Below are 23,530 nucleotides of genomic sequence, written 5' to 3'. Positions count from 1 at the left end.
GGGAAACAGAACGAATTACCGCTCAGTTTCGTTGAGCGTAGTGTAAAAGAAAAACGTTCGATAGAACATTAATAAAGCAAAACTGCAGGAGGAAACTATTATGGACAGCGTAATTGAAAAAACAGATGCCAATATTGACATCGGAATTCCGGATGAAAAGCGTGAACGTATCGCAATAGCGTTAAGCCATCTGCTGGCGGATACCTATATGCTCTACCTGAAGACGCACAACTACCACTGGAATGTTACGGGAATGAACTTCCAGCCGCTTCATGAAATGTTCGAAGAACAATATACCGAGCTGGCCACAGCCATTGATGATATTGCCGAGCAGATCCGGACATTGGGACATTTTGCTCCGGGTTCGTTCAAGGAGTACTCCAAACTCACCAGTATCACCGAGGAGGAAGGGGTGCCGGATGAACGAACAATGGTTAAGCGCCTCCAGGAGGCCAACGAGACGGTCATCCGTACCGCGAGAAAGGCCCTCCCCGCATGTGAAGACGGCGAGGATGAGGCGTCACTTGACATTGTCACCGAGCGCCTGAGAAACCACTCAAAAGTTGCATGGATGCTCCGAAGCCATTTGCAATAGCATAAAGCAGGTGCATCAATCAGCTATTATAAAGGCAGCCGGTACGTTCCGGCTGCTTTTTTTTTAGTTTTTACGGACTGCCGTAAATTGTAACCGGTTGCTCCATTCATATCTGTCACATTGTACTACCGTTAAACCCTATCCGACATGAACTACGATTTACAGGCAGGTGAAATCAACGAAATTATTGCCGAACAGGTAATTCCATATGGTTTGAATGTACTGGGAGCCATCGCCATTCTGATCATCGGATGGCTGGTTGCCGGATGGGTCGGCAAACGTCTGGGCAGAGTGTGTGAAACATCCCCAAGAGTGGATGACACCCTCGCCCCGCTCATCGCGAAAACGGCGAAGATGGTGATTCTGTTCGCCACGCTTATTGCAGTGCTGGCTCAATTCGGATTCGAGACGACCAGTCTGGTAGCGTTGCTGGGTGCGGCCGGCCTGACCATCGGCCTGGCCATGCAGGGGACCCTGAGCAATGTGGCATCGGGGGTGATGCTTCTCTCGTTCCGCCCCTTTGAAAACGGAGATTTCGTGAATATCGGGGGATCGATCGGTATTGTGGATGAAATTGGGCTGTTCATGACCAAAATGCACACTCTCGACAATATATTTGTCATCCTGCCCAACTCCCGAATCTGGGGCTCCGAGATCATGAACTACTCCAGGAATGAAACCAGGAGGGTGGACATGGTTTTCAGCATCAGCTACCGTGATGACATCGACAAGGCCATGAAGGTGGTCAAGGAAGTCCTTGATGAGGAGCCACGAGTACTGAAAACCCCGGAACCACTCATTGCTGTCGGCAAACTTGGAGACAACTCCGTGGACCTGCTGGTCAGGCCCTGGACAAAAACCTCCGATTTCTGGATGACCATGCTGGACCTGACCAAACTTGTCAAGCAGCGGTTTGACAAGGAGGGTATTACCATACCGTTTCCGCAGCGGGATGTCCATCTGCACAATTCATCATTGGCGGAAAAAATGTCATGACTGGCTGGTTGTTCAGGATGAGCCCGGAATCTCGAAGATCTTTTTAAGCAGGCTCTTCTTGCTGGAGGATTTTTTGAAGAGTTTCTCGGGATCCATTTCCTGCATGATATCTTTTAGTGGTTCCGGCAGATTGTCGGTGACCCCGGAGCAGAAGTAGATGTTCAACTCTCCCCAGGGGTTGGAGTGGATGGTGTCCATGAACGACACGGTCACAAAATCCCGGACCTTGTCATAGATAAATTCCGGTATAACGACATAGCCCGGCCGGCCCACATGTTCCAGATGGTTTGCCAGGTTCACCGTATCGCCCCAGACATCATAGGCGATCTTCTGGTAGCCGATCACACCGGAGGTCACGGGTCCGACGGCAAAGCCGATACGAAGCTGCCAGTCGGCATCGGTTTTATGCTCAGTGTAGTAGGCCACAAACTCCTTGAACTTCAGTCCGGCCAGAATCGGGTAGAGGTATATGTTGGAAGGATGGGTATTGATTCCGCCAACGGCGAAGTACGCATCACCAATGGTTTTTATCCGCTCCATACCGAATGCTTCCACAATCTCGTCGAAGGCGTAATAGATCTGGTTGAGGTGATCAACGCTTCTCTTCGAACCCAGCTTTTGTGTAATACTGCTGAAGTTCTTGAAGTCGGTAAACAGGGTGGCGGCAGTGTCCACCGATACCGGTTTTGGGAATTCGCCGTTCCTCAGACTTTTAATCAGCCCCATTGGAAGCATATTGTGCAAAATCGCGGTCAGGTGATCGCGGTCGGTCTGCAGCTGTTCCCGCAGAATTTTCAGAGAGAGGTGCGTATGTATCCTGGCAAGCAGCTCCGCTTTCTTAAACGGCTTACTGATGTAGTCGATCCCTCCGCTTTCAAAGCATTTAAGAATGATATTGCTGTCGGTGAGCGTAGAGGTGAAGATGATGGGAATATCCTGGGTTTTGGGATTCTTGAGCAGTTTTCCCGCCGTTTGAAACCCGTCCATTTCAGGCATCTGGACATCCATCAAGATCAGGTCGGGTGTGATTTCCTCGCAAATCTTCAACGCTTTGATACCCGTTGTTGCAGCCGCGATCCGATACTCGCTCTGCATGAAGAAGGTGAGCAGCAACTCCAGGTTCAGTTGGTTGCTTTCTACTACAAGGATGGTAAATTCTCGGTGATGCGTGCTCATTTAAAGGTATCGGATGATGATCCGGTAATACATTGCGGAAGAAACTGCGAATAAAATCAAATGCCGGCCTATCTTACAATAATTTGAACTGAATGGAAACAAAAAAGGTTACTTTTCGGGAAACCCAAAACAGACAATTCCTTTACTCTTCACGTGAAAGATATGGATTATTTTAAAAGCAAAAAGGTTCTTGTAACCGGTGCCTCCTCGGGTATCGGTGTTGCTTTCGCCCGGTATCTGTCCATCTGGGGTGCCGAACTGATCATCACTTCCCGCCGCAAGGATCGCCTGGAGCAGCTCGCGGCCGAGTTGCGTGAGGAGCATGACGCAGAGGTAACCGTGATTGCGGCTGATCTCTCCGACCCCGACGGTGCCCGGTTACTAAGTGACCAGCTCGACAAAAAGGGGATCTCCGTTGACATCCTCATCAATAATGCCGGTTTCGGGTATAACGGCCGATTTGAGGATGCTCCGCTGGAAACCTATGAGCAAATGATGCAGGTGAATATGAACTCGCTGGTGACACTGACCCGCACCCTGCTTCCCGGCATGCTGGAGCGCAACCACGGCGGTGTACTGAATGTCGCATCCATGGCCGGTTTTCTGCCGATCCCCTATTTTGGTGTCTATTCTGCGACAAAGCAGTTCGTAATCAATTTATCCTGGAGCCTGTGGCATGAGCTGAAGCACACCGGTGTGCGTGTAAGCGTACTCTGCCCCGGACCGGTGAACACCGAGTTTATGGATGTGGCCGGAGTTGACAAGGCGAAGTCAGCTTTCAGGGGACTGCAGCAGGCTGACGAGGTTGCCCTCAGAGGTCTGAAAGGCCTAGCCGCGGATCAGGGCATGACTCTCTCAAGACCCCTTCTACGAATTCCCTTGCTGCTCAGTAAATGGATTCCCATAAAAATCGGACTAATGATCGGTGAATTGGCCATGAAAAAGTAGTTTATATCACTCTATTGCCGTCCATCCTGTTTGTTATCGCTGTGATTTTTATTATTCTATTACGCTCTATAATTTGCAGGCTTGTGGATGGTTTTGTTTTATAGGCAGAGTTCTTAATCCGGTTCGCATGACAATTTGCTGGATTTGCAAGTGATATTATTGCAGTTATTTCGTTATATAAAGCAATCTGATAAATATTTAAACCAGTTTAAGTAGTGATTTTGATGGAAAGAGAACATGTGACGGTGACAGACGACGGACGCATCCGACAGAAGGATGGTGCAAATTTTTCGGGCAGGGAACTCGCTCGTGTTGAACCGGATGCTGCTGATGAGGCTGTTACTTACTTTGAAAATCGTTTTACGGAACTTGAGAAGTATGTGAATACCGAATTGCTTCGGTTGAAGCAGGTGACGATAAATGACGATTTAAAGGCCAGTCTGGCACAGCTGCGCGAAGAGATCCTGTCGGCGAAGGCCATTGGAGATTTTGAGGCATTGCTTGGGAAAGTTGAGGGGCTTGCATCGCAGCCGGATCAGGAGAAGTCCGAGCCGGAAGAGACATCCGAAAAACCTGCAGAATTGACGGAAAACGCTGACGCGCCGGTAGAGAATGACTCGAAGGCATCTGAAGTTACTTCAGAGCCGGAGGAGAGTACTGCTGAGGTTTCGGAAAGTGCGGAGGCCCCGGCTGCGAGTGCTGACGGAAAACCCGAAAGCGCGGAAGAACCGGCGGAAAGCTCCGGGACGGAGCCGCAAGAGAAGAGACGTGAAGACTTGCCTGAGAGCCTTGCCCCGTTGGCTGCTCTTGCCTCTCATGCCCGTGACCTGGCAAGACAGAACGACTGGATGCACGGACAGGCCGGCTTCGAACAGATTCAGGAAAAATGGCAGGATATTGTGGCGGCGGATGAATCACTGGCTTCCGAACCGGGATATGCCGATTTGCTGAAAGAGCGGGATGATGCCAGAAAGCAGTTCACCGAAAGAAAGGAAGCCTGGCATCAGAAAAAGAAGGAACGGAAAAAGGCCAACCTGGAAAAGCGGGAAAGGCTTCTGGAACAGTTGCAGGAGGTTATCAACAAAAAGAAATGGCAGGCCATCAAGCAGGTCAATTCCATAAGCAGCCGATGGGAGGAGATCAAAGACCTTCCCGGCGGGGACGAGGCCTCAGCCCAGGAGAAGAGGTTTGCCGATCTGCTGCAACAGTTTAATGAGAACAAAGTCGCTTTCCTCGTCAAAAAAGCCGAAAAGGAGGAGGCGAATCTTGCAGGCAAGCTGGCCGTACTGGACAAAATGAAGCAGCTTGTGGCGGCGCTCGGACCGGATACCGAGAACTGGGACCAGAGAGATGCCGAAATGGAACTGCTCTCGAAACAGTGGAAAAAAATCGGGCATGTTCCCATGGAGCAATCCGAAGGGGTCTGGGAGCAGTTCAAATCCGTTCGTGACGAGTTTTTCAACAGGAAATACGAGCACAACGAAAAGTTCCGGAAACAGACCAAAAAGAACATCCAGAAAAAAATCCGGATGTGCGAGAAAGCGGAGGCACTGGCGGAGGAAAAAGACCTCGCCCTGGCTGTGCGGGAAATGAACAACCTCCATAAGAACTGGAAAAATACGGGAGCCGTACCCAAGGAAAAAAACGATGAGCTCTGGGAGCGGTTTAACGAGGCTACCCGGAAGTTCAACAAGATCAAAAGTGAGAATCAGGATGTAATCCGCCGTCAGGAGCAGGAAAACCTTGCACAAAAGGTAGCCTTGTGCGAAAAAGCGGAAGAGCTGAAAGAGAGCACCAATTGGAATGAGACCTCAGCCGAGCTTGAGAACCTGATGAAGCAATGGAAGGAGACCGGTCCGGTATCGCGCCGGAAATCCAACAAGCTCTGGAGCCGGTTCAAGAAGGCGATGGATGCGTTTTATGACAACAGACGCAAGCACTACCGGGTCGTCCGTGAAGATCAGAAGGCCAATTACGAGAAGAAGCGGGGAATTGTCTCTGAAATCGAAAAGCTGGCCGGGCAGGAGAATGTCGAAGAGGCCCTGGAACAGGTGAAGGAACTGCAGGAACAGTTTAAAAAAATCGGCTTTGTGCCGATAAAGAAGAAATCCAGACTCGATTCGGATTACAAGGCCGCATGTGACACGTTTTACGACAAACTCCGTGCCACCACCCGGGGCCGTTCGGAATCAACCGGCAAAGAGCCGGTTTCAGGCCGGGCCGGCAAAGGCGCGCGTGACGAGTACTTTAAGCTGAAGAAAGAGTGTGATAAAATGCATGAGGAAATCATGCGATACAAGGATACCATGACCTTTATCAACCCCGGTGGAAAAGGAAATGCACTGATTGACGACATCCAGAAAAAAATTGACAAAGAACAGAACAAGCTGAATGCGAAGCTGGAGAAACTCGAGGATTTGAGGCAAAAAATGGAGGAGTAGTCTCTGCGCGGCCTCCGGCAGACAGATCATCGAACTGGACGGATTAGCCCGGCTTTACGTAATCGAGCCAGAGAGAAACAGTATTGATGGAAGATCCCTATAAGAATATTACCATTCTCATGATTGAAGACGACATCACGCTCTGTGAGCTGATCGGGTCTTTTCTCATGAAAAAAGGGTATACGTTCCATCATCACAACAGCTACGAGGGGGCGCTTGACAAAGTCAGGGAGGTTATGCCGGACCTTATCGTCATGGACCTCCATTTCCCCGACGGCAACGGACTCCATCTTTGCAAGCTCCTCAAGAATACCGAAGACCTGAACGGAATTCCGATACTGGTGCTTACCACCAGGGACTATCCCGTGGAAAAGGAGATCGCCATGGCATCAGGCGTCACCGATTTCTTCCACAAGCCAATGGACTACGGTTTGTTCGCCGACAAAATCGATGAGATTCTGGGGGATTCCATCGATATCCGGTTCTGGGGGGTGCGTGGATCTACACCCTGCGCCGGAAACAAGTTTGTGAACTACGGCGGGAACACCATGTGTGTGCAAATCATCATACCGGGACAAAAAAAGCTCCTCATTTTTGATGCAGGCTCCGGTATCCGCTCTCTTGGCAACGAACTGGCAAAGTCCAGCGAGCCCATGAGCGGACGGATATTCTTTACTCATGCCCATTGGGATCATATCCAGGGCTTTCCCTTCTTCAAACCGCTTTTTTCACCGGATAACCGTTTCGATATCCACATGCCGCCGCAAATGGCTGGAAATACCAAGGAGGTGCTGCTGGACCAGATGTCCTATACCTATTTCCCGGTGACATCCCAAATGTTGCAGGCGCGGCTGGAGTATCATACGCAGTCGCACCCGGTACAGCACTATGACGGCTACAGCATCCAGTATATGTCCGCCAACCATCCGGTGGAAACAGCCATCTACAAAGTCCGAATCGGGAAAAAAGTGATCGTCTTCTGTCCGGATAACGAGCTGAGTGCAATCAATGTAGATTCCAACGAGCGGGAGGACCCGTTCCTGAAGCAGTTCGACCGGTTTGTGGCGGATGCCGATGTGCTGATACACGATGCCCAGTATAGTCTCGAAGAGTATGAAAAGAAAAAAAACTGGGGCCATTCCGCCTGGGAAATCGCTCTTGAGAGAGCCACAAAAAACAGGGTCAAGCACTTGATGCTCATACACTTTGACCCCGATTCCGACGATCAGTACCTGGACAACGTCTCCGACAGGCTCGAAAAAGCCGTTGTTGGTACCGGTATTCACGCCGAACTGGCCAGAGAGGGATACACCTTCCGGCTGCCCGGCTGATCCCTCATTGACCGGCTCTATTCGGCTGAAAGGGTCGAATTCGTTCGTAACGAGCGGCAACAAACCGGTTTCGGCGGTGCGTTACGAGCAGTTGGCGCCGGACAAGCCGAAATCACCGGCAGCGGGTGTCTTTTGTTTCGAAAACAGATATTTTCATACTTCACTAAACACCCCTCCATCCAGGCACCCGGATCCAATGAAAAAAAGAGTACTCGCGGCGGCGCTCGCCATTCTGATCAGCTATATTCCCGTACACGCGGAAACCAACCCGGTCATTCTAATTTCTGTCGACGGTTTCATGCCGGAGTATCTGGAGCGCACAGAAACCCCCAACTTTGACGCATTGGCCGGCAGCGGAGTGCTTGCGGATTATCTTATTCCGGTTTTCCCAACACTGACCTTCACCAATCACTATTCCATCGTTACCGGCCTTTATCCCGAAAATCACGGAATCCTTTCCAACAGCATGTACGATCCGGAATGGGAAGCCACGTTCAGTCTCGGCAACCGGGACGAAATCGTAAAAGGGCGCTGGTATGAGGGAGAGCCGCTCTGGGTTACTGCGGAAAATCAGGGAATGCGGACCGCATCCATGTTTTGGGTGGGAAGCGAAGCCGAAATTGCTGGAGTGCGGCCAACCCGGTGGAACAGCTACGACAGCTCCTTGCCCCATCAGCAGCGGATAGATTCGGTTATCACCTGGCTGACCCTCGAAGATGAGAGCCGTCCTGATTTCATCACTCTCTATTTCAGCCGCCTGGATTCCCGGGGTCACAGTCATGGTCCGCATAGTATCGAAGTGACCGAAGCCATAGCCGACATGGATGATGACATGGGCTATCTGATTGCGGAGCTGGAACGCAGCGGCCTCCGCGAGACCACCAACATCGTCATCGTATCGGACCATGGTATGGCCGCCACATCCGATGATAAAGTAATTTTTCTGGATGAGATCATCGACCTGGATGATGTGAGGGTCATCGGCTGGGGACCCGTCTCCATGATTCGTCCGGATGAGGGTAAAACGGAAGAGGTGTACCGCCTCCTTAAAGAGGCAGAGTCGCACTACCGCGTCTATTACCGGGACGAGCTCCCCGATGAGTACCGCATCGGAAATCATCGACGCACCCCGGAAATTATCATGGTCGCCGAGCTCCCCTGGTCTATTACCAGCCGCTCGTTTTTCGAAAGGCGCGGATTACTTGCCGGAAATCACGGCTGGGACCACCGTGAGCCGGAAATGCGCACGTTTTTCCTGGCGGACGGACCGGATTTCAAATCAGGGATGCAGGTGGAAGCGTTTGAACTGATTCATATTTACGAGATGATCTGTCACATTCTGGGGCTTGACCCTGCGGAAAACGACGGCTCCCTGGAGGCAGTTCGTCACATGCTCGCAGAGTGACGGGACATCGGTTATTTGGATTGAATCTGACTTTTTCTAGCAATATGTTTGACTTTGTCGGCATAGGTCAGTACTTATGCAACAGATATTCAGCTTTTATTGCAATTACAAAATAGAAACCAAGCAAGGTAATCAGAATGACGTACGTAGTAGCCGAACCCTGCATTAACTGTAAATACACAGACTGTGTTTCAGTGTGCCCGGTTGACGCATTTCGCGAAGGGCCCAATTTCCTGACGATCCATCCTGACGATTGTATTGATTGCGACGCCTGTGTTGCCGAGTGTCCTGTCGAAGCAATTTTTCCGGACGATGAAGTGCCTGAAAAATGGGAACACTATATTGAACTGAACGAACGGCTTGCCGAGCTGTGGGATGACAAGGTCATCAACGAACAGAAAGATCCTCTCCCGGATGCCGACGAATGGGCGGAAAAGGAGAAATCGGAAGATATGATTAAAGAATAACGGGTTTCGCTGCAACTCAACCTACAGAGGTTACACGTGCCCGATCGAAGTCCTGATTCTGAAGATTCTATACACAAGCGCTTTGTCCTTGCGGGCAAGGCGCTTGCTGTTTCAACCCCCTGTGTGATGGGGATTTTGAATGTGACGCCGGACTCGTTTTCGGACGGCGGCCATTACGCCGGCACCGAACCTGCCCTGCAGCGAATCCGGCAGATGGTTGAGGAAGGTGCGGCCATTGTGGATGTGGGAGGGGAGTCCACACGTCCCGGTTCCGATCCGGTTCCGGAAGCAGAGGAGCTCGCGCGGGTGATACCGGTGCTGGAGCGTGCCGTGCCGGAATTCCCCGGCGTTATGTTTTCGGTGGATACGACCAAGCCTGAAGTGGCCCGCCGGGCACTGGAGTGCGGGGCCCATATGGTCAATGACGTAAGCGGACTCCGGGCGGCGCCCGAACTGGCCGATTTGTGCGCCGAGCACCGTGCCGCGCTGGTGATCATGCACAGCCGGGGAACGCCCAAAACCATGCAGCAGCAAACAGGCTACCAGGATGTGGTCGGTGAAATACTCGAATTCCTTGAGCAAAAGGTGGCATACGCCCGAAGCCGGGGCGTTGAGTCGATCGTCGTTGATCCCGGAATCGGCTTTGGAAAAACCCTGGAGCAAAACCTGCAAATAATGCGGCATTTGCATACCTTTAGCCGTACGGGTTGCCCGGTGCTTGTAGGCGCATCCAGGAAATCCTTGATCGGACAGCTTCTTGCCGGTAAAGACGGGCCCAGGCCGGTCGATAACAGGCTTGCCGGGTCGCTTGCGCTTCAGTATCATGCACTTACACTGGGAGCAACGATTTGCCGGGTGCATGATGTCCGCGAAGCCAGGGATGTACTGGATGTTTTCCTGGCTTTGTCCTGACAAAGAACCGTCCGCATCAACACTTTCCGGCGTGTGAATCCCGGAGGTACACCGAATTCCGAAGCACATAACAAACACGGTGGTAATCTTGCCAATCGGATTTTTAGAATTTGGCTTAAAGGACCTGATCGAAACGCTGATAATAGCGGCCGTTATTGTTTTGCTCTATCGCTGGATTCGGGGTTCTTTCGCCGTGCCTGTCGTCATTGGCCTGATCATCGTTTTCGGTGTGAACGCCATTGTGAGCATGTTCGACCTCACCACCATAAATTTTGTACTGCGAAGGCTGCTGGATGTCGGGATTCTGGCCGTGATCATTATCTTCCAGCCGGAAATCCGGAAGCTGCTCTATAATATTGGAGAAAACACAAGCCTCTACCGGTTTTTCGATCGCGGCGGTTCTTTTTCGGTTATTGATGAGGTGATTGATGCCGTGAAGTCACTTTCCCGTTCGAAAACCGGCGCACTTATCGTTTTTGCGAAGGGTGCCACCCTGAACGACCTGGTGGATAAAGGTGTGGCCATCGATGCGGATGTGAGCAGCGAATTGCTCCTGACCATATTTAACAACGATACTCCGCTGCATGACGGGGCCGTCATCATCCGGCATAACAAAATTGTGGCGGCGAGCGCCTATCTGCCCATCAGCCAGAATCCGAACATATCCACCGTATTCGGAACACGGCACAGGGCAGCGCTGGGCATCAGCGAAGTGAATGACGTGCTGGTGGTGGTAGTCTCCGAAGAGACCGGCAGGATCTCGGTAGCGCAAAACGGCTCCCTCACCAGCGGCATGACGATTCAAAAGCTTCGTTTTGAAATGCAAAAGCACCTTGGGGAAGAGAAGAAGGGAGAATCGGAAGCGTCCAGCTTCAGGCAGTCCGAATTGGAAGCCGGCTGACAGCTGCAGCCCATCTTCGGCACTGCATTGATATCAGCAAGGCAGGCGTGAATCCGATCCTGAAATCACTCAAAAAGCTTCCGCCATCTAACCTGCCATACACACGAAACCCGGAAGACCGCCGCTGCCCTGCACAGGGCTTTTCTCACCCCATCCCGCCTTTCTTTCCCACTGCATTTGCTTCGTTTCAAAAAAACAGAAACCCCGGGAACTTTTTATGATCGCTGGGCATTATTGCAAGGATAGAGTTTGTCAATTACCCGATTGCCGGCGTGAATCAGTCTTGATTTATCAAGGATGTCAAAATAACCGGCGAATAATACTGTAGCTACTTTTAAACGGCAATATATTATGGATATCATGGAAGCGATGCAGCTCGTCCGGAAACATGCAAAGGACGAAGCTTCGGCCAGTGCACTGGGAGAGATGGTCGAAAAAATTATTGAAGACAAGGATCGTACCGAAAAAGAACTCAAGCTCCTTGAGGCGGCTATCCGAAACGACTACGACTCGATTATTATTACCGAACTTACACTGGAAGAGCCGGGCCCCCGCATTGTATATGTCAACGACGGGTTCGAAAAGATGACCGGCTACAAGAAAGAAGAAGTGATCGGGAAAACCCCTCGTATCCTCCAGGGACCCAAAACCGACCGTGCAACCCTCGACCGGCTTCGCGAATCGCTTGTGGAAGGAAAGGCGTTTTTCGGTCAAACCATCAACTACAGAAAGGACGGCTCAGAATTTGTCAACCAGTGGGATATCCATCCGCTTGTTGACCATGACGGCAAGATTACCCATTGGGTCTCCTACCAGCACGATATCACGGAGCGAAAGCGCGTGGAACAGTCGCTGGTCGACAGCAAGATCGAAATGGATGATTTCTACGAAACATCCAAACGTACCGTACTGGATGTTGCCGAAGACGGATCCATCCGTTTTGCCAACAAGTCGCTGCAGGAACTGGTCGGTTACGAGAAAGAGGAGCTGCAGAAAATGAAGGTCTGGGAAGTTATGCCCAAAAAACACGGTGACATCCTGAAGGATCGGTTTGATGATCTTTGGAAAGAAGACTTTTCCGGCCAACCCGACTATCGCTTTATTCTGCAGCACAAGAGCGGCCTGCCGGTCCAGGTGGAGGTGGGAGTCAAACCGCTTGAGCTGAAAACAGAAAAGGTGATGCGCATGGAGATCAGCAATATCTCATTGCGCAAAAAAGTGCTCAAGACGCTCTATCAGAGAAACCAGGACTTCAACCGCATCTTCAACACAAAAAGTGATTTTAAGTACGGCATCAGTTTCAACGGCGATCAAAAGCCCGCCTTCCGCTGGGTATCGGAAGAGATATTGAAGGTGACCGGTTACACCCAGGAGGAGTGCGAAGGCCATGAGGGCTGGAAAAAGCTTGTGCACCCGGATGACCGGGAAAAAGCCATTGGCCACCTTCAGAAAGTAAGTGAGGGACGATCGCAGTGCTCCGAGTACCGTATTGTAGGCAAGAGCGGTGAGGTCATGCCCATTATGGATTATGCCAAACCGGTTGATATCCAGACGTTTGATGTCAAGGGAGCGGTAGTTTTAATTCATGAGGAACAGTAAGCGGCCTCTCGCCGGGCAGCGGCAACTTGTTCCTTGTCGTTTGATGCCCTTGCGAATTACCCCCGCCTTCTCCCGTTCCAGATGATTTGCGCTGTGTGGAAGCTCTCCCTTCCGGTTCCGTCGGCAATCTGATGCCGGCACGAGAAACCGTGTGCGCAGAGCAGGTCCCGGTTACCCAATTGTCGTACCGCCGGGAACAACGCCAGTTCGCCGATTTGTAAGGAGACTTCGAAGTTGTCCTTGTCGTATCCGAAACTGCCGGCCATGCCGCAGCATCCGGTTTCCATGGCGAAAGGACGATAATCCGCCAGCGTCAGGACATTGATTACGGGAGCCATGCCGGTCAGCGCCTTGGCATGGCAATGCCCGTGTACATGCACCGTTTCTCCGCCGCCGCTGAAATGCATTTTTATGTCCGAGGCGGGAATCACATCACAGAGAAACTCTTCAAGCAGGTACGTCGCCTCCGCCACCTTGCGGGAATTCGTTTGCAGCTCGGTGCCGCACAGATCCGGGTACTCGTCCCGGAAGGTGAGTATTTCACTGGGCTCGAGGCCTACCAGCGCAAACCCGGCTTCGGCATATTTCGAGAGTTTCCGGATGTTCGTTTCACAGATGGCCCTGGCCTGATCCAGCAGTCCGCGCGAAATCTGGGTTCGGCCGCTGGCAAGCGGACCCATTACGGTGACGCGGCAACCCAGGCGCTCCAGAATGCCGAAAGCCGCTTCGGCCACTTGTGGGTCGTGATAGTCGGTGAACCAGTCCACGACAAGCAGCACCTTCGGGCCCTGCCCGTCCGACCCGTTGCCGGCAGTCGGCGTGGACTTTTTCAGAGGGGCGGTGAACGGGGTCCGGTGAAAGGCCGGAAGGTTCCGTTTGGGGTGTATATTATATAGATATTCAAAAAGGCCTCTGACCGGAGGCAGGCCGGCGGCAAAATTGACAAGAGGGGCCATGGCACCGGCGAGGGGATAGAGCCGTTCCGGGTTGCCGAAAAAGCGGTCGGCCCGGGAGGTGCCACGGGACAGGTGGCGCCCGTGCTGAAACTCCGCTTTCATCTTTGCCATATCGACATTGGCGGGGCACTCGGTTTTGCACGCCTTGCAACTCAGGCAGAGCGCCAGCGCATCATGGATCTCGTCGGAGGTAAACCCGTCCTGGCGGCGTTCCGCAAAAATCTGGCGAAACATGTTGGCACGTCCCCGTGTGCTGTCCTTCTCCTCGAGGGTGGCCATATAGGAGGGGCACATGGTGCCGCCGCTTTCCGCTTTCTTTCGGCACACTCCGGCGCCGTTGCACAGCTCCAGCGCATTGCCGAACCCTCCTTCGGCACGCCAGTGAAAAACGGTATCCACATGGATGTCGCGCCATTGGGGCGAATAACGCAGGTGCCGATCCATGGGCTCCGGATCGATGATCTTTCCCCGGTTGAGCAGAAACTCCGGGTCCCAGAGCTCCTTGACCCGGCGGAGCAGCTTCATCACCTCCGGTCCGACCATTCGTTCAATAAGGTGCGAGCGGATTCGTCCGTCGCCGTGTTCGCCGGAGAGGGAGCCCCGGTAGGATTTGACCAGATCGGCCACTTCTACCGCGATGGCTTTGAGTTTCTCGAGCCCTTCCTCCGTTTTTATATCAATGATGGGACGCAGGTGCAGTTCACCGACGGAGGCGTGTGCGTAATAGACGCTTTGTGTGTGATGGCGCTCCATGATTTTTTCAAAGTCGGCGATATAGTCCGGCAGGTCGGCTACTCTCACAGCCGTATCGTCGACAAACTCCGGTGAGCTGGAGTCGGAAAGGTGTCCCATGAGCAGGCCGAGCCCGGCTTTGCGCAGATTCCAGACGCGCGCCATTTCGGAGGGATCCTCCATCAGCGGCCAGGCGTAACCGTGCTTTTTTTGCTGCAGCAGGGAAGTGAGCTCGAGAGCTCTGGAGCGAATGTCATCATAATTGTTGCCCTGAAACTCGATCATGAGCAGGGCCTCCGGTTCGCCCTGCAGAAAAAAACGGTTCCGGTTCTGTTCCAGGTTGCCTTTGGTGGCGTCGAGGATGTGTCTGTCGGCCAGCTCGACGGCCGCGGGATCAAACGCCACGGCATCCACCGTGCTTTCCAGCGCTTCGCGCAGCGATGTAAAATGAGGGATGAGCAGCAGCCGGTGTTTTTGGATGGGTTCGAGCCTTACAACCGCTTCGGTGACCAGCGCCAGGGTGCCTTCGCTGCCGCACAGGAGTTCGCTAAGGTTGAAGGGGCGGCCGCCCGGTGTGACGGGGTGCATTTCACAGAGACGGTCCAGCGCGTAGCCGGTATTTCTCCGCGGGATGTCCGGATGGGGATAGTTCCTGAGGATAAGATCGCGATTCGTTTTCAGCAGGGAAAGCATCTCCCGGTAGATGCGGCCTTCAAGGGTGGGCAGGTTTACTTTGTCGGAGAGCTCCTGTTCCGACAACGGGCGAAAATGGACAGGCGAGCCGTCACTCAGTATCACGTGCAGCTCCTCAACATGCTCCCGGGTGGTTCCGTACATGATGGAGTAGGAGCCGCAGGAGTTGTTGCCGATCATGCCGCCAAGCATGCATCGGTTGGTGGTGGAGGTGTCGGGACCGAACAGGAGGCCGTGCGCGGCGGCCTCGCGATTGAGCTGGTCCCGGATTACGCCCGGCTGAACCCGCGCGATGCGCCTTTGCGGATCAATTTCGAGTACCCGGTTCATATGCCGGGATATGTCGGCGATGATTCCGCTGCCGGTGGTTTGGCCGGCCAGGCTGGTGCCGCCGGCCCGCATGGTAACGGGCAGGTTGTGTGTCCGTGCGTAAGAGGCTAACAGGCGAACATCTTCGGCATTGCGAGGAAACGCAACGGCCAGAGGACGCTCCTCATAAATAGAGGCGTCGGATGCGTACAGCCGTCGGGTAAACGGGCTGAAATCCATAAAAGCGGGATCGGATGCGGGCCGGGACATGGTTAGCGGTTTATAAGTGAGCCCGCAACACCGGCAATAAATGAGAAAACCATTAAACGGTGTTCGGAGGATGTTGCAGAAAAATTGGACGGAACAGGCTCAAACTTCGCGTATCATCAATTAAATACAAAAAAATATCTGTTAAGAAATGAGTGAATTACCCGATAAGCAAAGGACAAATCTCGAAGACTGTACGGAAATGTAAAAAACTCAAAGGCTGGACGCATTTCGAATTTTGGACTAAAAAGATGCATTGTTTCAATTTCACGAATGTATTGCGTCTGAAGAAAAGGAAAGATAACTTGACGCATTCGATGTTTTTTTTGCACAATCTTGCAATGGATAAACAGAGATCGGGGGAAAAGGCAAAAAAGCAAAATGCTTGCCTGACTGACTCAGAAAAAAGGGATACGACGGATAAAAAAGTTTTATTTCCCGTTTTTTTTGCTATGTTTACTGTTGCTGGTAAATTAGAAAAAATTGAGTTTTGCCTTGTGCAGTACGTGATTACTGTTTAAATTGACACGAAATTCTTTTAATGTGAATCGTAAATAGTGATTTTGGGCGCATTGGCATAATTAACTGAACTCATTGATAATCATGGTCATACATGCTAACGGATTCGCAATGGGCGCCTGGGGTGTCTCATACGATTCATTATGGTAATATGGAATACAGGCCTTTCGAGCAAAACAACAACCAAAAAGTACATCCATGATGCTAACAGCTTCAAAAACCAACGACGTGGGAAAGACACGTTTCAAAAATCAATCATTTAAAGAGATACATATGAAAACTTTAATACCAAACAGGTGGCTACGGTCATTTGCTTACGCGTTCGTTGCGTTTGTGTTTACCGTGGCGATCGGCGCAGGAACGGCGCTGGCTCAGAATACCATTTATGTCGACGCCACGAACGGCTCGAACATAAATGATGGTTCCGAGACTCTTCCTGTTGCTACAATCAACAAGGGTCTGGAACTGCTGGATGATGGCGGTACGCTCATTATTCTTGGCAGTGCTTACAATGGCGCCGATGGTGATGGTGGTAACCTGACTGTCCAGGCGTCCTCTAATGCGGACAATGACCTGGAGTCATTGACGATCCAGTTGGAGACAGGCGTTCAGTCAATAGTCACGCTGCAAGATGCGACCGTTGAAGTTGATATCGATGGTGAATTGACATTCCTCTCAGCGGACGGAACCTATCTGCAGCAAGAAAGTACGTCTCTGACCCTGACATCCGGTAATGTCAATATTGATGCTGAAAGCTCCTGGAGACTGGCAGACAATACTACCATCTCCATCAAGGAAGATGGCGCGTTCACTGGTGCGGCTCCTCAAAAAGCTGCCAATCTTTCCTTGGTCTATACAGACGCTGATGCTGCCGCCGGACCTGAAGCTGAGTACGGCGATTATGGAAGTGGATCGATAACGGTGAATCTTTCCGGAGCCGGTGCATCTATTGATTTTCCTGCAAGTATCACCACGACAGGTGCTTTCGTAAAAACCGCAGGGGATGTTACTCTGAGCGGAGATCTTTCTGTTGGCGAATTTACTAATACAACAGATGACCTGACTGTCAGCGGGAAACTGACTACTACCGGTGACAACACGCACGCTGATGGTGATGTGGAAGTCGGTGCTCTTGAGGTGGATGCCGACTACGTCGTAGCAGATGGTGATCTGACAGTAAACGGCAACGTCACTCTTAATGGTGGATCCGACTTTATCAACAACAACACCGGCGATGTTCTGGTAACCGGAGATCTGCATGCCACTAACGGATCAGAAATTACTCTGGCAGCAGCTGGAAGCTTGACAGTTGAAGGCACTGTAACACTGGACGCAGACGATGTAGCTCAGACTTATTTAGCTGGCACTCCCTTTATCGGAAATGCTGCTGGTGGTGATCTCAAGATCGGTGACTTGGTATTGACCTCCAATGATGTGACTGCCGATGTGACGTCGGTTATTTTTGTTTCCAATGGTGCTGGCGGTCTTGTTGAGATTGGAGCTGTTACAGCCGATGATGTACAGGATGCAGCTGGAAACTTTACCATGGAGTTTGAGGTAGACCTGGTGAATGGCGCTGCCGGTGAGTTTGTTGCTTCCTCCGGTGTGTTTAGAAACCTTGTAAACAATGGTGGCGGAGAGTTTACCATTGGTGCCGCTACCTTTGAAGGAAATGTCTCCAATGATAATGTTTCTTCTACATTGACACTCACTGCGGATCTTACCGTGGAGGGTGTGCTGACCAACGCTGGTACAGGTGCTGGTGATGGTATTCTTCTTGGATCCAATACCCTGACTCTTGACGGCGCTAACGCACACGTGACAGACGGTGGTGAAATCAAGGGAAGTGGCAAGCTTTATGTCACAGGTGGAAATAACAGCTTTAATGGCGGTACCCTCGGTAATGTTGAGGTGAATAATGCTGATAATACTACCACATTTGAGAATGCCGCTATTGATGTTAATAATATTGAAGTCACCGCGGGTACACTGAACGTGATTATCGCAACTACTGCTGAAGGAGCAACTACCGTTTCCGGTGGAACTCTTGATATTGACGGTGTTGCATTTACTGCAGAAGGTGACTTTGTGCTTTCATCCGGTGCTGCTGACCTTGATGCTACTGCTGTTCTGAATATTGAATCAGACTTCACCCGTACCGCAGGAACATTTACGGCTGATGCTGGTTCCGAACTGGCTTTCAACGGTGCTGCACCTCAGAGTATCAGTGTAGGTGACAACTTCCAGGTGGCAAATGTCACATTTGACAACAACGGTGGAATCATTACTGTTAACCGCTCCATTCGTTCCGAGGGAGATGCTGAAATTACGGCGGGAACCTCCGTTGATTTCCAGGGCTTTAACCTGATTATGAATGGCGATGGTGGCAGCCTTGCTATTAATGGCGACTATACCAATACAACTACTGGTGGTGTGTATATCGGTGGTGTTGACGGTGCACTCAACAAGGTAGTACAGGGTGGTGATGCATTGCCGACTAGTTTTGATATCACCGGTGACGGTGAATTCGGAAACCTCTTTATTGCAGCGGGATCCGGTAACACCCCGACCGTTGGACTGAATGCGGTAACTGCGCTTACATTCACCGATCAGCTTGTTCTTATCTCAGGAACATTGAATGTGGATGGTACAAATTATGCTTCCGACCTGTCGCCTGTCGGTGATGATGCCGTAGTAGTAGTCTACCCTGCATCAACTGATGGAGTTGACGAAGTGGCCGGTGGTACATTTAACGGTCTGAACAACAACTATGACCTCGAGTACAGAGGTGCATTGGCAGGTGCCGAGACTATTGGCAGCGAATTGACTCCGGAAGTGGTCAACGTAACCGTTTCCACGACGGATGATGTTCTGAACCTTCCCAATGTCAGCCCGGTAACTATCAAGGGTAACCTGACTATCAACGATGGTGCAACTCTGGTAGGTGACGGTGCAGCTCAGGATCTGGAAGTTGAAGGATCACTTCTTGTTAAGGAAGGAGCTATTCTTATTGATGGCGGCGCGGCTCTGACCATCAAGCTTGAAGAAGATGATGTGGATCACGAGGTATACGGCCTTATTGACGACACAGGCGCAGGTGTAGTCCTCGAGCTTTCAGGTGACAACCTGACGGTTAGTGGATCCGGCTCTTTTGTTGCCTCCAATAATATTATCAATGCCGCTGTTGCAGTAGGCGGTGCTGATGTGTCCATTTCTGGTATCCAGGAGATCCAGCAGGCTGTGACCATTGACGATGCCTCAGATGCTTCGCTTACACTTGCCTTGATTGATCGTGATGACACAGATCCAGCAATTTCTACGGGTCTTGTAACAGGTGGTATCGTTGTAGACAATGCTGGTGGTGGTGATGCAACATTAGTGCTGGCATCGGATGTAGATGTTACCGGCGGAGCGATTACCGTTGGTGCAGATGGTTCTGTTTACTTTGATACCTTTGATCTGAATGTAGATAATGCTACAGTGCTGACGGGTCATGCAGATGCATCCTATGCTTCCAACGGTGGCTACCTGGTAGCTGAATCCGGAGGAAATATTGATGCAGACGGTGCTGATGTTCCCTATGTAAAGCTTGAAGCCGCATCAGTACTTGTTAGCGATCTTGAAGTTAGCGGAAAACTGATTGCAGAAGCCAACCTTACGGGTGGCCAACTGCTTACCATTTCTGGCGATGCCGACTTGTTCGCGGATGTTACGAATGATGTCGACCTTACCGGTGATGACGCTACCATCGATCTTGGAGATGCCAATCGTATCGTTACTGGTAACCTTCAGGTAGACTCGGATGGAACCGTAACTCTCGCTAACGATGGTACGACAAGAATTCTTACCGTTGCAGCAGGTTCGGATTATATCCACACAGATGGTACGTTCTATCTTGCCGACAACAATCTCTACATTAACGACAATCTTGTTTACGTAGAGGGCACACTGGCCATGACCGATGGTTATGTCTGGCTTGATAATGCAACCATTGACACCGATGACAACAACCTTGAAATCGCCAACCTCAGGATTGTCAACGGTTCTGAAATTGCTACAGCTGCTGGTGATGATGATGAGGTAACTGTAACAAGTAATCTCATACTTAAATCAGGAACATTTGACATCGACAACAGCGGTGCAGCCGATGCTTCAAGGCTCCATATCGGCGATGGTGTTACCATTGAAAGGCAAAACAATGCTGCCGTGTTGAACACAGCTCCGCACTTTGGTGATGCTGTTCATCTGGTATACACGACCACTGCTGGTATTACTACCGGGCCTGAAGTGCCTGCAACGGACATTGTTCAGGATGTTAATGTACAGGTTGATGTGACCATGGATGATGACATCATCGTGAATGGTACTCTGACACTTGTAGGAGACCTGGACATTGTCGACGAAGCACTTTCTGTCGCTGACGGCGGTAAAGTTATCATGAATGGCGGTAACCTGGCTGTCGGAGCTGGTTCTTTCAGTGCTGATGAATACGAAGTTGTTTATCAGCAAGTTTATACTACTGATATCGAGCTTGTCAGCGGAAATGTATCTGTAGAGGTGAACGGTGTTCCTGCGGGATCAATTACCGTCACTCTTGATGCAGACTACACATTCGCCAATCTTGAAGTAGCCGATGGTGATGTTCTTGATATCGATGATTACACCCTTACATTTGTAGGAGACTTCACAGCTACAAGTGCAGGCGTAATCGTTGGTACAGCCGGAACTGGAAACCTGTCGTTTGCCGGTACCGAATTGCAGGCAATTGCCGTACCATCTGATGGACTCACACTTGGTGTGGATGTCACGTTGGATAACCCGGCCGGTGCTGAACTGACAGGTGGTAACCTTACTGTAAACAATTCCAACTTCCACTTTGTTGATGGTTTGCTGAGAACCGGTGATAATCAGCTTGTTCTTACGCATACAAGTACATCCAATCAAGGATTTACACGCTCTGGAGACAGCTATGTAGTTGGTAAAGTGACCAAGACTCTCCCGAGTACTGGTACTGCATCCAACCGTGTTGAGTTTCCTGTTGGAGGTGAATTTGAAAATGGCGCAAGTGCATATGCACCGGTTTCATTTACTTTCAATCAGCCTTCTGCAATTCCTAGTGGAATTACAATGACGGCGACTCACAGCGAAGTAGATCCGGACAACGCCCTTGCTGAGTTGGGATCCAATGGTTTCCCTGTTCCCGATGGTGTTGAGCCTGGTGTAGACCTGGCCCGCTACCCTGATCGTTTCAAGTGGAATGTAAAAACATCCAGCCCGTTGTCTCCGTCGCTTGTATATGACATGGAACTCGAGCGTGAAAACTACAGCGAATACACCACTACCGGTGTTACCGCCGATGTTGAGGATATGAGAATTATCCGTCGCTCCGCAGACCATGTTGATAACCCCTGGAGACTTCAAGGTGATGCGGATGAGTATCTGCAGAGCTATCAGTCCGGTACATTCCCGGATATCCACCCGACAGTTATCGTCCAGAGTGTACAGGGTGGTATTCGTGCCGGTAATGGAACCATCTTTACCTATGCTCTGAAGTCCAACCTTGAAGCTACTCAGCCGGCTGACATTGTAGCCAATGCCGGTCAGGAAAGAGATGTCGTACTTCGCCACTCACTGCTTCACACCGATGGTGTATTCAAAGGTGGAACAGGTACATATACCTATGATATCTCTGGTTATGACGACGATGTCGCAACGTACTCGATCGATGCTGATACACTGACCATCCATGCCGTAAGCCCCGGTACTACCACATTCAACATTGGTGTGACCGATGCGCTTAACGACACTGAAGCAACCATTGTCAACATTACAGTAGAGCCTGCCCTCATGGCCGGTGAACTTGATGATGTGACATTGAATCTCACAGATACATATGTCGTTGATGTAACAGGTCTGTTTACAGGCGGTGCATCTCCGATTGACATCGTTGTAGCTTCCGATGATACCGATGTTGTAACTGCTGATATCGACGGAATGGATGTTGAACTGACTACAACAGGAGTCGGTACAGCAACAGTAAGTGTTACAGGAACAGATCAGACCGGAGCAAGTGAGACGGTTGAATTTGATGTAACTGTAAATGCTACCTTCGTTGCAGTTGGTACCATCGATGATGAAACACTGAGAGCCGGTGATGATTATCAGCAAGATGCAGAATATGTCGAAATCGACCTGGCTGACTTCTTTGATGGTGGTTCCGGTGAAGCTGCATTTGAAGTTTCTGCAGCCGATGAAGATGTTGTTCATGCAAGTATTGATGATGACAACATTCTCACGGTAACAGTACTGTCAAGCAGTATTGAGCCTGAGGCAGTAACTGTGACGGTTACTGGTACTGATGAGATTGGGGCAGTAGTGACCCAAGTATTTGATGTCACTGCAGTTCCTGCTTACGGTGACGTAAATGCTGACGGTCTGGTCTCGTCCTTTGACGCTACCCAGATTCTGAGATTCAACGTTGGTGATGTGGAATTCAATGCAGTACAGGAGTATGTAGCAAATGTCAAGCAATCTGGTGATGTATCCAGCTTTGACGCTGCTATCATTCTTCAGTATGCTGCAAGAATGGAAGGCGTAACCATTCCGTTCGATGCATCAGCCAAGTCTATTGGTTCCGGTTCGCTTGCATGGGGTGACATGACCCGCAACGAAGAAGAAGGAACTGTCAGCGTACCGCTTATGCTTTCCTCCGAAGGAGCTGGCGTATACTCGCTGGATATTCAGGGTATTTATGACCTGAATCAGGCTTCCATCGAAAGAGTCGAATTTGCTGAACTTCCCGAAGGATGGATCACAGCACGTTCCGACATTGAAGATGGTGAGTTCAGACTTGCCCTTGCCGGTGCCACACCAGCAAGAAACGGTCAGATCGCAACTGTTGTCTTCAAGTTGGAAGATGCAAGCAGTTCAGCAGGTATTCAGGCCAGAGGTTTTGTAAACGAAAGCCGTTACGAACTGGAAAAAATGGAAATCGTGGAAATTCCGGATGAGTTTGCTCTCAACCAGAACTACCCGAACCCGTTCAACCCGACAACTAACATCACGTATCAGTTGCCGGCAGCCGCAGACGTAACCATTGAAGTTTACAACTCAATTGGCCAGAGAGTACTCACACTGGTAGATCAGAACATGAATGCCGGTACTCATACAGTCAATGCTGATTTGTCTAACCTCTCAAGTGGAATGTACATTTACAGAATTGTTGCTCAATCTGAAAATGAGACATTCTCCACAACAAGAAAGATGACCCTGATCAAGTAAGA

14 protein-coding genes are annotated in these 23,530 nt (G+C 50.8%); 12 read left to right on the top strand and 2 right to left on the bottom strand.

Features of this window, described 5'->3' with window-relative positions:
- The first annotated feature begins 100 nt into the window (after nt 1-100).
- Nucleotides 101-595 (top strand): DNA starvation/stationary phase protection protein, encoded by a 495-nt coding sequence (locus QA596_05060; GenBank protein ID MDG5766828.1) that lies wholly within the window; start codon nt 101-103, stop codon nt 593-595.
- 147 nt (nt 596-742) lie between these two features.
- Nucleotides 743-1,591 (top strand): mechanosensitive ion channel, encoded by an 849-nt coding sequence (locus QA596_05055; protein MDG5766827.1) that lies wholly within the window; start codon nt 743-745, stop codon nt 1,589-1,591.
- A gap of 12 nt (nt 1,592-1,603) precedes the next feature.
- Here the strand turns inward: QA596_05055 and QA596_05050 are convergent, their stop codons facing one another.
- Nucleotides 1,604-2,767 carry an adenylate/guanylate cyclase domain-containing protein gene (locus QA596_05050; protein ID MDG5766826.1) on the bottom strand — a complete coding sequence of 388 codons (1,164 nt, stop codon included), beginning with the start codon at nt 2,765-2,767 and terminating at the stop codon, nt 1,604-1,606.
- 162 nt (nt 2,768-2,929) lie between these two features.
- Here QA596_05050 and QA596_05045 point away from each other — a divergent pair, with 162 nt between their 5' ends.
- The 8 genes from QA596_05045 (at nt 2,930) to QA596_05010 (ending at nt 12,771) form a co-directional block, all read left to right on the top strand.
- Nucleotides 2,930-3,715 (top strand): SDR family oxidoreductase, encoded by a 786-nt coding sequence (locus QA596_05045; GenBank protein ID MDG5766825.1) that lies wholly within the window; start codon nt 2,930-2,932, stop codon nt 3,713-3,715.
- 224 nt (nt 3,716-3,939) lie between these two features.
- Complete coding sequence (locus QA596_05040) at nt 3,940-6,156, top strand: DUF349 domain-containing protein (protein MDG5766824.1); 2,217 nt, start codon at nt 3,940-3,942, stop codon at nt 6,154-6,156.
- Between the two features lie 86 nt (nt 6,157-6,242).
- Complete coding sequence (locus tag QA596_05035) at nt 6,243-7,487, top strand: response regulator (protein MDG5766823.1); 1,245 nt, start codon at nt 6,243-6,245, stop codon at nt 7,485-7,487.
- A gap of 196 nt (nt 7,488-7,683) precedes the next feature.
- Nucleotides 7,684-8,892: an ectonucleotide pyrophosphatase/phosphodiesterase gene (locus tag QA596_05030; protein ID MDG5766822.1), complete on the top strand. Its 1,209-nt coding sequence runs from the start codon at nt 7,684-7,686 to the stop codon at nt 8,890-8,892.
- Nucleotides 8,893-9,029: 137 nt separating this feature from the next.
- Nucleotides 9,030-9,359 (top strand): DUF3470 domain-containing protein, encoded by a 330-nt coding sequence (locus QA596_05025; GenBank protein ID MDG5766821.1) that lies wholly within the window; start codon nt 9,030-9,032, stop codon nt 9,357-9,359.
- A gap of 126 nt (nt 9,360-9,485) precedes the next feature.
- Entirely contained in the window at nt 9,486-10,271 is a 786-nt protein-coding gene (gene folP, locus QA596_05020; protein ID MDG5766820.1) for a dihydropteroate synthase, read from the top strand.
- Between the two features lie 79 nt (nt 10,272-10,350).
- Nucleotides 10,351-11,172 (top strand): diadenylate cyclase CdaA, encoded by an 822-nt coding sequence (cdaA, locus tag QA596_05015; GenBank protein ID MDG5766819.1) that lies wholly within the window; start codon nt 10,351-10,353, stop codon nt 11,170-11,172.
- 351 nt (nt 11,173-11,523) lie between these two features.
- Nucleotides 11,524-12,771, top strand: coding sequence for a PAS domain S-box protein (locus QA596_05010; protein MDG5766818.1), 1,248 nt, complete (start codon nt 11,524-11,526; stop codon nt 12,769-12,771).
- 56 nt (nt 12,772-12,827) lie between these two features.
- Here the strand turns inward: QA596_05010 and QA596_05005 are convergent, their stop codons facing one another.
- A complete protein-coding gene (locus tag QA596_05005) occupies nt 12,828-15,731 on the bottom strand; it encodes an FAD-linked oxidase C-terminal domain-containing protein (GenBank protein MDG5766817.1) in 2,904 nt (967 codons plus the stop codon).
- A 302-nt stretch (nt 15,732-16,033) separates the two neighbouring features.
- Here QA596_05005 and QA596_05000 point away from each other — a divergent pair, with 302 nt between their 5' ends.
- Both QA596_05000 and QA596_04995 read left to right on the top strand, forming a co-directional pair.
- Nucleotides 16,034-16,249, top strand: coding sequence for a hypothetical protein (locus QA596_05000; GenBank protein MDG5766816.1), 216 nt, complete (start codon nt 16,034-16,036; stop codon nt 16,247-16,249).
- A gap of 196 nt (nt 16,250-16,445) precedes the next feature.
- Nucleotides 16,446-23,528, top strand: a complete 7,083-nt coding sequence (locus QA596_04995) for a T9SS type A sorting domain-containing protein (protein MDG5766815.1) — start codon at nt 16,446-16,448, stop codon at nt 23,526-23,528.
- Nucleotides 23,529-23,530 lie beyond the last annotated feature (2 nt).

Source organism: Balneolales bacterium ANBcel1, assembly GCA_029688905.1.
Classification (GTDB): Bacteria; Bacteroidota; Rhodothermia; order Balneolales; family Natronogracilivirgulaceae; genus SLLW01.
The sequence above is the reverse complement of the archived record's forward strand: the minus strand, read 5'-3'. Positions and strand labels throughout refer to the sequence as shown.

Excerpts from the sequence above, each read along its gene's own strand:
- QA596_05030 (MDG5766822.1), top strand. The coding sequence starts at position 7,684 with ATGAAAAAAAGAGTACTCGCGGCGGCGCTCGCCATTCTGATCAGCTAT.
- QA596_05060 (MDG5766828.1), top strand. The coding sequence starts at position 101 with ATGGACAGCGTAATTGAAAAAACAGATGCCAATATTGACATCGGAATT.
- QA596_05010 (MDG5766818.1), top strand. The coding sequence starts at position 11,524 with ATGGATATCATGGAAGCGATGCAGCTCGTCCGGAAACATGCAAAGGAC.
- QA596_05050 (MDG5766826.1), bottom strand. The coding sequence starts at position 2,767 with ATGAGCACGCATCACCGAGAATTTACCATCCTTGTAGTAGAAAGCAAC.
- QA596_05025 (MDG5766821.1), top strand. The coding sequence starts at position 9,030 with ATGACGTACGTAGTAGCCGAACCCTGCATTAACTGTAAATACACAGAC.
- QA596_05045 (MDG5766825.1), top strand. The coding sequence starts at position 2,930 with ATGGATTATTTTAAAAGCAAAAAGGTTCTTGTAACCGGTGCCTCCTCG.
- QA596_04995 (MDG5766815.1), top strand. The coding sequence starts at position 16,446 with ATGATGCTAACAGCTTCAAAAACCAACGACGTGGGAAAGACACGTTTC.
- QA596_05055 (MDG5766827.1), top strand. The coding sequence starts at position 743 with ATGAACTACGATTTACAGGCAGGTGAAATCAACGAAATTATTGCCGAA.
- folP (MDG5766820.1), top strand. The coding sequence starts at position 9,486 with ATGGGGATTTTGAATGTGACGCCGGACTCGTTTTCGGACGGCGGCCAT.
- QA596_05005 (MDG5766817.1), bottom strand. The coding sequence starts at position 15,731 with ATGTCCCGGCCCGCATCCGATCCCGCTTTTATGGATTTCAGCCCGTTT.
- QA596_05040 (MDG5766824.1), top strand. The coding sequence starts at position 3,940 with ATGGAAAGAGAACATGTGACGGTGACAGACGACGGACGCATCCGACAG.
- QA596_05035 (MDG5766823.1), top strand. The coding sequence starts at position 6,243 with ATGGAAGATCCCTATAAGAATATTACCATTCTCATGATTGAAGACGAC.